The organism is Planktothrix paucivesiculata PCC 9631, from assembly GCF_900009265.2.
GTDB lineage: Bacteria > Cyanobacteriota > Cyanobacteriia > Cyanobacteriales > Microcoleaceae > Planktothrix > Planktothrix paucivesiculata.
This window is the reverse complement of the sequence record NZ_LR735021.1, coordinates 197474-209810: the sequence shown is the minus strand read 5'-3', so window position 1 is coordinate 209810 and position 12337 is coordinate 197474. Positions and strand designations below refer to the sequence as shown.

General features: G+C 39.9%; 2 protein-coding genes. Both read right to left on the bottom strand.

From position 1 onward, the window contains the following. Window positions 1-7 precede the first annotated feature (7 nt). Complete coding sequence (locus PL9631_RS18130; RefSeq protein ID WP_083622461.1) at window positions 8-5020, bottom strand: thioester reductase domain-containing protein; 5013 nt, start codon at window positions 5018-5020, stop codon at window positions 8-10. 206 nt (window positions 5021-5226) lie between these two features. Then, on the bottom strand, window positions 5227-12273 hold the full coding sequence (locus tag PL9631_RS18125) for a LamG-like jellyroll fold domain-containing protein (protein ID WP_083622459.1): 7047 nt from the start codon (window positions 12271-12273) through the stop codon (window positions 5227-5229). Window positions 12274-12337 lie beyond the last annotated feature (64 nt).

Here is a 12337-nt window from a genome sequence, read left to right as displayed (position 1 = left end):
CTAGCAATTAAATTGGTGGATTTAGTCCTCCTTTTTTTAATAGATATTCAAAGTAAGTATGCAGCAATTGATCGTCTAATCGAGGACAAGTAATTCCACTATTAGCCAGGGCTAAGATAGTTTGTTGACAGTCAATTCTCGGTTTAGATTTTTGCTGATACATTTGAGGTATAGTTAGTTGTGTGTCAGACCATTGTTTGAGGAAAAAACTTAATAGCGGTGATAAAGGATTGTTTGTAGAACTTGATTCTTCTTTGAGGCGATTGAGCCAGTCTTGATAAGGAATTTGATCAATTGGATAACCATATTCAAGTATCCACTCGATAAACTTATTCCAATGAAGAGGATAGGGATTATTCAAATGAAATACCTGATTTAAAGATTCAGGCTGTTGTGATAAATAAACGATAGAACGACTTACAAAATCAACTGGCGCGAGATCCATCAGATAATCTAATTTTGGCATAGCTTTCATCTGCACGCAACCTCGAATCATCAAACAGGTAAAATCATCAATATTCCATTCTCCTGTTCTGCTATGTCCAGAAATTAACGGAGGTCTGTAAATGGAAACAGGTAAACCTCGATCTCGTGCGATCGCTATTAATTTTTCTGCTACCCATTTACTTTGCGAATAGCCTAAATAAATCCCTTCACTAAACATCAAAGGGTCTTGTTCACAAACTACTTTTCCCGCATAGGATGGAGATTCAAATACTGCTGTTGTTGAGATATAGTGTACTGGTTTAATTTTGCTTTGAGTCGCTAATCTTAAAACTTCTTGAGTTCCCAATACATTACTTGACTTTAGGCTAGAGTAAGGAAATACCCAATTAACCACAGCCGCATTGTGATAAATCAGATCTATTTCTGTCGCTAGTTTGGCAAAATATTCATTACTAATACCTAATTGTGGACGATCTATATCACCCAATACAGGGATTATTCTATTACTAAATTTTGACTGCCAAAGTGAGTAATAATCTAAGTTATTTTGGATTCTCATTAAAGCTTTATCTTCATCTACTGCTCGGACTAAGCAATAAATCTTAGCAGATGTTTTGTGTAATAATTCTGCTAATAAGAAAGCACCTAAAAATCCAGTTGCTCCCGTTAAAAAGATGGTTGATGATTGAGATATAATAGAAGATTTGTTAGATATAGGAGTGATTTCTGACTCTAAAATTGCTTCAGAATTGAGATCGATAGCCTCATCTGGTAGTAAACTAAATTGCACTGTATTAGGGGAAGAAATTTTTTCTAATTGATCAGCTATGTAATTAGCTAACTGAGCAATAGTTGGAAATTGCCAAATTAGATATGTTTCTAATTCTAAAGCGCTTGCTAACCACTGGTTGAGCTCGTGTAATAGTTCTATAGCTGTTACTGAATCTAAGCCATAGTCTGAAAATGATTGGTTGATATTAATTTTTTCTACAGTAATTTTTAATTTGCCAGCTAACCAATTAGCAATCCAATCTTGAATAGATTGATAATTATTGCTTAATTGTGTTTCTGTAACATCTGGGCTATCTAAAACTTTGTTCTCCTGTTTAATTTGCTCAAATTTAATTAATGCCTTAGATTCTATAGGATCATTATCAAGATTTTTATTGATATTTTTACGCAGAAAATTATCTAATTCACGATCTTCACCTGCTAAATTTTGTTCTAGCTCGCCTATATTATTAACGTAGCTGTTAACTCTTTCCACAATATTGTTTGCTTGCCAAAAAAGAGCATGATTTTCAAATTGAGAAAGCGTGTTCGCAATTGCTTGCTCAAATTGTAGTTGTGCCCAAGTAACAGTTTGATGTAGATGTGGTGATTCAGCGCGTGTATATGCCCACTCAGCCGCAGCTAACAAAATCCCTTTGGTTGCAAGTTCACCAATGAGTAGATAAGCCCAACGAGTTGCAGTAATGGGATCTTCTTTCGACTCACTATATTGATGATAAATCTGTGCTGCTAAAGCTTGCAAACGTTGAGAAATTGTGGCAGCATTCAATCCTTCGCTCAAAAATCGAGCGAGTTCCTCGCCGTGATGAACTAAGCGCGAACCTAAGAAACTGTTGAGCGTTTCTGTTGGCCCTTCAAAAATCCTTAAAATCCTAGCATCTCGTAAAATCTGGGGTGCAATATTCGTCTCAATATAGCCACGTCCCCCTAGTAGTTGTACTAGATGGTCAGCCGCTTGCCAGAAAAATTCTGGTGCAGAGGTTTTGCAAGCTGTGTAAGCTTCTACGGGAACGGGATACCCCAAGTCTAGTAGAGTAGCTATGCGATAAACCAAAGATTCAACTGCCGCCGTTGCTGCCGTTAAATCTGTTAGGCGCTTTAAAGTTACAGGATTATCTAAAAGCCGTCCAGTAGAAATAGATCGGCGTTCAGCATAGCGTACCATTAACTGAGCGCAACGTTTCATTCCGCCTACACAAGCAGCAGCAATACTCAAGCGCCCGTACATCATCGCGTCTTGAGCAACTTCCATCCCCATTCCTGGCTGACCTAACAAATGTTCTGGTTCTACAGGGACGCCCTCTAAATAGATGGTGTTTTGAATCATCCCCCGCATCCCCATTGTCAGGGCTTCTGGCCCTTGACGGAGGTTTTTACTGCCCTGTCTCACTACGAATGCACTGATACCCTTGGGTTTACCTTTTTGATCAACATTTTGCACAAATACATTAATTACACCTGCCCAAGCTGCTGCACCACTCCAAATTTTTGTGCCATATAATTGCCAACCCCCGTGATTCGTTGGTATGGCTTGAGCAGAAATGGCTTGAGGATTAGACCCGGCACCTGATTCTGTGAGGGCAAAAGCTGCTAGTTCTCTACCAGTGGCAAGGATCGGTAGGATGCGATCGCGTACTTCATTAGTGGCATAATTGAGAATAGGGCGAATACCTAAAACATTGTTCAGACCAGTGAATAACGCCAAAGTAGAGTCAATTGCCCCTAACTGCTCCAAAATTCGCATGGTACTAACGTTACTTAGGGCAATTCCTCCATATTGCTTTGGTACTTGCATCCCTAAAAGTCCTTGATTACCGAAATCCAAGACTATATAAGGGGGAATACAACGACGTTCATCAATAATAAAAGAATTGATTCGCTCTTGAGCATAGGAGCGCAACCACTGAATTAGAAGGTCACTATCAGCTTTGGTTGGGTCTAAATCAGCTTGGTCTAGTTTGAGTTGATAATTATCTATTTCATTAGAATTATTAAGAATTGCTGGTTTTTGAGTGCATTGCAAATAAGAATCTCCCAATATTTTCAATGTTCCTGCCAGAAATCTATCCCGACAAGCATGGCGTTTAATTTTACCGCTAGAAGTTTTAGGAATACTCCCAACTTTAACCAGTAAAATTGCATAAACTTGCAGATCGTGTTCTCTAGCTACCGCTTGTCTAATGCTACTAAACACGGCTTCTAGTTCAACTTTTGATGAAGCTAGTGGCGTTTCTTGCTCAAGATTCTCTACACTCAAATTCGTATTTGATCCTCGATAACCTCGTTCTAATTCAGCTACAATAACTATGCTTTCTTCACCATTAATTTCACTGGCAAAAACCGCACAAGCATTAGGTTTGTTTATAGATTGGTGACTTTCTTCTACCGTTAATTCTATGTCTTGAGGATAATAATTTTTGCCTCTAATAATAATTAGGTCTTTTAGGCGACCTGTAACATAAAGTTCCCCATTGTGCAAAATTCCTAAATCTCCAGTTCTTAAAAAAGGCCCTTCATCTCCTAGATAAGCATTAAAAGTTTTGTCTGTTTCCTCTAATTTCTGCCAATATCCTTTGGCTACACTTGGCCCTGATACCCAAATCTCTCCTACTTGCTCTTCAGAACATGGAGTTAATAATTTAGGGTCAACAATCGTTATTTTTTGGTCTACTCCTGTCTGACCAGAACTAACAATTTTATGGACATTTACTGAAATATTAGCATTTGGAACTCCTTGGTTTTGCCCTGTTATGTCATCAAGTTGAGAAACAATCGGTGGAGATGTTTTCAACCCTCCAGAAACTAATAAAGTTGCTTCCGCCATACCATAGCAGGGATAAAATGCTTCGCGCCGAAAACCACAAGACTTAAAAGCTGCCGTAAACTGTTCCAGCGTTTCTGCACGAATCGGTTCTGCGCCATTAAAAGCGACCTCCCAAGAACTAAGATCAAGTTGTGCTTTTTGGTCTGGCGTAATTTTTTTAATACATAATTCATAAGCAAAATTTGGCCCACCACTGGTAGTGCCTTTGTAGCGAGAAATAGCTTGTAGCCAACGCCAAGGTTTTTGGATAAATGCTAATGGTGACATTAAAATCATAGACCCACCAACATATAACGGTTGTAGCACTCCACCAATCAATCCCATATCATGATAAGGTGGCAACCAAGACACTCCTAAACTATCTGGTGTGTTTTGAAAACAAGTCTGGATTAGTTTACTGTTATGCAATAAATTGCCATGTGTAACCATTACACCTTTTGGCGTACCTGTAGATCCTGAAGTGTATTGTAAAAAAGCCAGGGTATCTGAAGTAGCTTGATAAGGAGTAAAATTTTCACTACTCAGCAGATTATTAGTAGCGATACATTGCAAGTTTGAGAATTGCTGATTTTGGCTTATTTGATTGCTAATATTTGCTAACAAATCAGTTGTAGTTAGAACAACTAGCGGTTGAGCATCTGCAATGATTGCTTCTAACCTAGACTGATGTTGATTTCGTCGGGGTGGATAGGCTGGAACTGCAATTACTCCAGTATATAAACAAGCAAGAAAGGCTGTAATAAAATCAAGTCCTGGTGGGTAGAGAAGTAAAGCTCGATCCCCAGGATTGGCGATCTTTTGCAGTTGAGATGCGATCGCTTTTACTTGTTGCTCTAATTCTTTATAGGTAAGTTTGGTGGCTTCTCTTTCTCCGTCTTGCAGAAAAATAAAAGAGGTTTTATCTGGCTCAATTAAAGCTCTCAATTGAATAATATCAATAAAATTTGTAATTTTCATACATCTTTACCCAGAGATTTATAAGCTGACCCCCCTTCTCATTTCAATTTGCTCGATGACTGGAGCAACTTTTTGGAGGTTAATGGATAGAAGCGATCGCCCTATTCACGCTCTTCAATCGACCCATGTTGACTGAATTAGGCTGTGAAGTTGGGCGATCGCACTTAATGCTCAAATGCAGTTTACTTACTTTGCAGTAACTTTTCCTAACTCATTAAAGCTGGACGTTCCACATAAGTGACCCGATGCAAAATCCGCCAAGTCTTATTGGGTGAACCAGTCGCCGTTTGACGCAAGGCACGAGCTTCTTCATCATTACTAGCTAACCATTCGGGATCGACCACATAGGCAAAGAAATCATTGAAATTATTGGTGCTACCTTCAAGGTAGAAGCTCATAAAGCGATAGCGATCAACTTTTTCACCAGGTAATATGGGGCGATCTTTATAATCGGTAATACCTCGGCTTTCGACTCCACTAATATCGACATTTAGGGCAAAGCCCTTACTTTGACTTACGGTTTTAGTCATTGTTTGGGTCATGTGAACCGTCGCCTGTGCTTGTAACTCAGAACCCACTCCAAACACCTTGAGGACACCTTGACCTCCAACCGCTGTCTCTAAATTAAACGAGCCTCCAATTGTATGTTCAATGGAATTGCTAAACTGCTGGCTTTCAGAGTAGAAGCCTCCATCCGCATCCCACACATAGGCATTAACGATGTTACGTTTACCCGCAAGAAGTTGAATATTTTCCATCTTTTTTTGCCAACCCGCCAAGCTTTCTGTTGCATGAATTTGTTGGGAAGCATCGTTAAATCGAGAGTTAATTTCTTTCTTTTTGTCGTCTGCTGCTGAATTTTCTTTTGTAGAGGATCTCAAGTCTTCTAAGTCTCTAATCTTATCTTGTAAGGCTGCTTCTTTTTGCTTCTGCTTTTGGTCTAGTTCTTTTCCTTTTTGATCCAATTTCTTTTGGTCTTCTGGTGACAAAGAAACTTTTGCTTCAAGATTTTCTATTTCTTTTTCCAGAGTTTTGATCTCTTGATCGAGTTTTTTAGTTTCATCTTCTTTGCCAAGATTCGTCTCACCTGTGTTGTAGTTTGAATTATTTACTTCCCTGTCTAAAGAAGCCTCATCGACAAGTCGTGAATTAAATTGCTCAAAGTAAGACTTGCGTTGTTGATCTCGATAGTCAATTTGTTTTTTCAAATCATAGGCTTCTAGCAAACGGAAATAGCTGGCTGGATAGAGAGAACCATATTGCGCTCGCTTCTCTGAAACCTGCTGGAAGAATCGTTCGCTCGTTGCCTTGCTGCCAGTCATTCCGTCCAGACTGCCATTCATGGTGTAGGCAGGATTGATCAAGAACGTAATGGTATTCACATCTAAAGGAATATTTTCATTAGGTAAAATTTGAGTACCCACGACTTTTTGACTACGGCTTAGACGCAGAATGAAAACATCTGCCAAACCCGACACGACTACCGCATAGCCAACATTTTTAGGAATAAAACGGCTACCGAGTTGGTTGAATTTAGGCTGCTTTTCCTGAGTGCCGACTAAACTTAGCTTATTAGTAATGTTTAAACCAGATGATGATGAAACATTGCTACTGTTGAGAAAGCTGTATTTTGAAGATAAGTTTCCTTGAAATCCTACTCTTGTCTCTAAGGCTGTCTCACCAACTTCCGCTCCAACTCCCGCTGAAACGGTGACTTTTTGATCCACTCCCATAAAGAGAGAGCTTGTTGCACCTAATCCTGCTTCCTGTTCGCGGTTCCAGCTATAGGCAACATCCTCAGATGACACAAGTTCTACGGAAGTCGCTGCGTTGTAGTTATCCTCTATAGTTAGGTTTTCGCTTGGTATAGGTGGCGCACCTTCAATATAGCCCAACAAGGTAGGATTAATCTGAGCATTCCCAATCCATGCCATTTCTAAGGTTTCAATTCGTTTATCGGGTAATAGGTTGACCCCAGCAATACTAGGATAAGCAAAGAAACGCCGCATCATAGCAGATTTTTTCTGATCAGCATCTAACCCAATCGTGCTGTATTCACAGCTAATCAGTGCATCTTCACCAATTGGCAGAGTATAGTCTTGGGTTATCACAGGACCCTCGACTGTGCCAGGATTAGTACCTTTAAGGTCTAATACTTGTGTTCTATCAATCTCATTAAGTGGCCAATATCCAACAAGTCCTGATTCTGTTCCCGTTAGCCGCTTGTGCATATTAGCCTGAATTTCTTGCTCAGTGCGAGCTTTGTTCCAGATACGGAGTTCTGAAATTTGACCAGTAAAGAAATTTTTCGTATTCCCGCCTCTGCAACCTAAATAGAGCGGAGAGCCATTCTTGGTATTAGCAGTAAGTGTATCTGTTTTACTGCCACCGTTAGCAATCTTACCATTAATGTAAAGGAATAGCTTATTTCCTTCTTTTACAAAAGAAACATGATGAAACTGTCCATCATTAATGCTTACAGCCGAAGTAATAGCAACTCCTTTAGTGCCGTCATATCGACCAGCTAAAATCTGCCCACTGTCTGGAAGATACCTGATAACGTAGGGATATCCCTGGTTTCCTTCCCATTTTTCAATGATATCGTTGTCCTTATTGCTTTTATCTTGCTGAATCAAATCTGCTTTTATCCATGATTCAACCGTAAAATTTTGGTTTGTAGCAAAATCAAGCTCATCTGAATTGGGAACTTTTAAATAATCATCGACACCATCTAATCTTAAAACTGAATGCTTAAATTTACCAATCGGTGCGGTACATCCAATCCAACTCGGAGTACCTTGAATGTTTCCATCAGCTTGTTTTCCAGTCAGATCTCGGATTTTATCTAATTCATTCAGAGGATAATATGCGACTAACCCAGGTTCATTGCCACTGAGCCGGACTTTACTATTGACTGCAACCTCTTCTGCACTCAGGGCAATTTCCCAAATTCTAACTTCTACAAGTCTTCCTACAAAAGGATACTGTGAATTTATGTATTGTCCTAGTATTAAATCACCTGAACCTTGATAATCTTTAGTGTTTTGCTTGGCGACTTCTTCTTCGTGATCATTTTCAGTGTTTTGCTTGACGACTTCTTCTCCGTCTCGGTAAATCGCTCGTGTTCTAGTAGTTTTTACATTTTTTGCATCCGTTTGAATGTCATAAACACAACACCAGTGATGCCACTCAAAATCGTTATAATCTTTGTCTGTGTCGAGATCGTTGCCGTAAAAAGCAAACGTAAACTTTCCATTCTCGCGGAAGCCGATGTGTAAGGCTTTATTTTTTTCTTCCTTACCTTGGCTAAGAAGGAAGCTTTTCCCAAGCTGATCCCGTTTTGCCCAAAACTCAATCGTAAAACTCCGGTTGTCAAGGGCAATTTTACCGCAATTAATAGAACCACTCCCAGAAAGTTTTAAACAAAGAGGTAGCTGATCAGGAATCCACTGTTCAAATGAGGCATTACGACTGTCAGTGGTAGCGTCAAAGATGGTTTGCCGCATTTTGCCTTGATTATCAAAGTAGGTCAGTTGGACATTACCTTCACAGGTTTCAAGAGCAGTTAATCGGCTGGTAGGACGAACAAAGTCCAATAATGCGCCTTGAGTTATCAATTTCCGGCGATCAGTTGCCAGAACGGTCATTATCATGGGTTTTGATTGACCACCAATCTCTTTCAGATTTAATTTCTTAATCTCGTTCTGAATAATAGTGAGTCGTTGGTTCACAATATTCAATAGATCGCTGGCATCATTGAAATCACTTAATTCTATTTGAGCTTTGAGAAGTTCACTGTTTTTGCTTTGTAGTGCCTCGTTCGCCTTTTTAATTGCATCATTCGGATATTCATCTAGCTTATCAATCAACCATTCTTGACCTTGGGGATCTTTGGCTTGCCATTCATACTGCTGGACATTCCCTCCATCGCTCGTGGATTTTCCTGATACATCCAGAACCTTGCCACTGTGTTTGGCAATAACTTTATAGCAGTTGCCTCCCAACCCCTCAAGCTTCCATTTTTGGTTATCTACATTGAACCGATTGCACACCTGGACATTTCTATTATTATCTTTCTTTGCCGCAGATACATCTAGAACCTTGCCACTATGTTTGGCAACAATTTCATAGTATCCCCCCTCTACTGACACAAATTGCCATTTTTGGTTATCTCCATTCACCCATGTCCATTGATGAACATTTGCATCTTCCTTCTTAGCACCATCTACATCCAGAACTTTCCCGCTGTGTTTAGCAACGATTTTATACCAGTAATTTTGAATGTTTGCTTTCGCATCATCGTAAGATTTTTGGCATTGCTCAACCTCCCTCTTAAGCTCACTTATTTTCTTTTCTAAATTAATCTTTCTGTCGGGTTTATTTGCTTGTTCTAACTCCCACTTGCGAAGCAGCAAAATCCCCTCTTCTTGCTCATATCGCGCTAATATTTGTAAGTTTTGTTGGGCTGCTGATTGTTGGTTTACTAGAGTTTGTAACTTAACTTCGTCACTGTATTGGGCTTCTGTAATTGCATCAGATACTAACTGAATCCGATGCTTGCGAATTTCAAGTTTTGTCCAATTATCACCTTTGACATCAACAAGCCCAAAAGAACGAACCATCTTTACCCCATCAGGAATAGTGAAACGTGCTGAAGCTTGATACCAACCATTCTTAAGGTCTTCAAGTATGGAGTTTTCTGGTAAGAAGTTCTCTTGCTTTTCTGAGTCTCGATTGGCTTTGCCCCAATAGGAAAGTTTAAAGACTTTATTTCCCTTTCCATCAATGTTATTAGGATCGATAAGCTGATCCAACTTAAACTCAAAGCTCTCTATATAGGTCGCCCGTTGGGTCACAGCAAACATTTCATCATTAGTGTACTGAACGATTAGGGTTTTATTGTCCTTGAGCTTGCGAGCAAGGGTAACAGCGCTAACAAATGCGTCACCATACACGATGCCATTGTTATCAAAGACAGAAAAATCGACCACTTCCCGTTTGTCGCCTTCTACAATGGCTCCAAGTCGCCAATACCCAACTAAACCAACTTCCTTACCCGTCAGTCGCAGATACATACTATCTTGAACTTCTTTGGGTTGACGGGCATGGTTCCACACCTGGACATCGGAAATTTTCCCAGTGAAATAGTTAGATTTGGCTGTGCCTCCAATCAGAAATTCAGGCTGCCATTTATTTTTATTTGCATTACTGCTTCCTCCGCTATCTTGAGCTTGAGGTTTGCTTTCAGGGGTTGCCGAGACTACTTGCTTGGCAACTTGCTCCCCATTTCGACACAGAATTAAATTAGTTTCTGTTGTTTTCTGATCGTCAGTTGTTTTCTGTTCGCATGAAAAAATGCCTGCATAATGCACCCATTGGTTTGTGGTTACAGGAAGTGGATCTTCAATTTGGCGAAAACCATCGCTGAAAGAAACTCTCAGGATTGCCTGATTATTGTTGAGTGCCAACTGCATTAGTTGACCTTTTTCGCCAACAATTAATTGTTCTCCAGTTCCGTTGTTCGACAAATAAATCCAAACCGAGTAGGTTTCACCAAAAGAATAGTCTGGAGATGGCGGTTTTAACTCACTGAGGGCTGGAATCTCAATATAGTCTCCTATGCCATCAAAGTTAATACCCCGTTGCTTGCGAGATTCGAGTTTAACGTTAGCGGCGGCTCCCGGTTGCCATTTGACATCCAGGGTAAACCGATTGCTATCAACCTCAGTCACGGGATATGTGTCATCATAGCCCTGGGTACCTGAGATTTGGACTCCATCCCCACTATCGAGTCCATGATTGGGGCTGGTAATCATTAACTTCCCTTCGACTGTGCGCTCAAAGGCGGTAATGATGCCATCAAAAACTAAACCACTTTGTTCGGATGGAAGCTCTTCCCAAGTTCCCACCTGCCAGTTTTCACTGTTGCCATCAACCCATTTGGCCTCAATTTCAAAGGTATTATCATTGATTTTCTGAACAACGTGATACCCGTTATAGTGGGTTGTCCCTTGAATTTTGACATTATCTCCTGGATTTAATGTAACCGCTTGGGCTGAAGTGATTTGGATGCGATCGCCCTCAGTTCTCGCCATACCAGCGATTGTGCCTGTAGCAGGTGGAGTGCTATCTCCAATTGCTTTTATTTCATCCAAGGTATTCAAAGGCAGTAAAACATAGCGATTATTGCTTCGCAATATCTGAGAGTTTTCATCTTCAGAAATTTGCGATAGAGTTCCATCTTTTGCAGCGGCAAAACTTAATGCTACTGTATTCCCTTGATCTGTAGGAATAACCAGCATGATTTTCGTAGCATCTTTGATCAGTTGAGTTTGATTATCTTGAGTGAGAATCTCAGACTGCACATCATATTTCGTAGCCGACAGCCCATTAACTATCTTTAATATTTTACCTTTATCGTCATTTAATTCCAAGCTACGACGGATAATTCCTGGAATTCTACGAGGTAGTAAAACACTGGGTTCTCCGGGTTTTGGATCGAATACGGTAGAGTCTTTGACATCAAACAAACCCTCTTCAGAAGCAAGAATTGAGATGATCTCAACTTTCTTTGTATCGCGGTTATACGCAAAAATATGCCAACGGTACTTATCAAGTTCGTTAGTTGGCAACAAAACTACCGAAAACCAGCCATTGAACAAATTATTTACGATGCTGATTTCTGTAGTCGGTTCATAGAATTTCTTTTTATCCTTATCCTGAAAATTCAGAGAATCGAAGCTGGATATACCTATCCCTTGGCTATTTTTGTTAGCCTTAAAAGGCTCATATTTCTTTCGACTCTGCTGATAGCGGACTTCCAATTTGCGATTAAGTGTATTGGTCATGCCATCTAACACGAAGCGATCTACCAGCAATGTATTCGTTTTAGACTGCCGGAAAACATAGATGTGACCCAATCCAGATACCAGTTGAACTGGAGCAACAGCAGATTCTTCGTTAGTTCTGTAGCGGGATTGCAAAATAAAGCTATTCGGAAAATCTTGGCGAGTTAATTCTTTTCTTTCCTTTTCTACAACTGAGGAATCTGGATCTTCATTGGGGAATTCTAACTGTGACCAATTCTCCCAACCGTTATTGTCATAATCAGGGTTATCCTCATATCCATCTCGCTTGACTGTGTAGTAAATTTTTCCATCAGGAGCAGTGCCAAACAGCACTACTTTTCCCTCGTGGGTAATGCAATTGATGTAATGGTTCGTTTTTTGAATGGAGGAATTAGAGAGCAACATAGTTTTACCTTTCGTTTTTATCAGATTCTTACAAACTAGCTAAAATATTGTTCATAAAATCAGG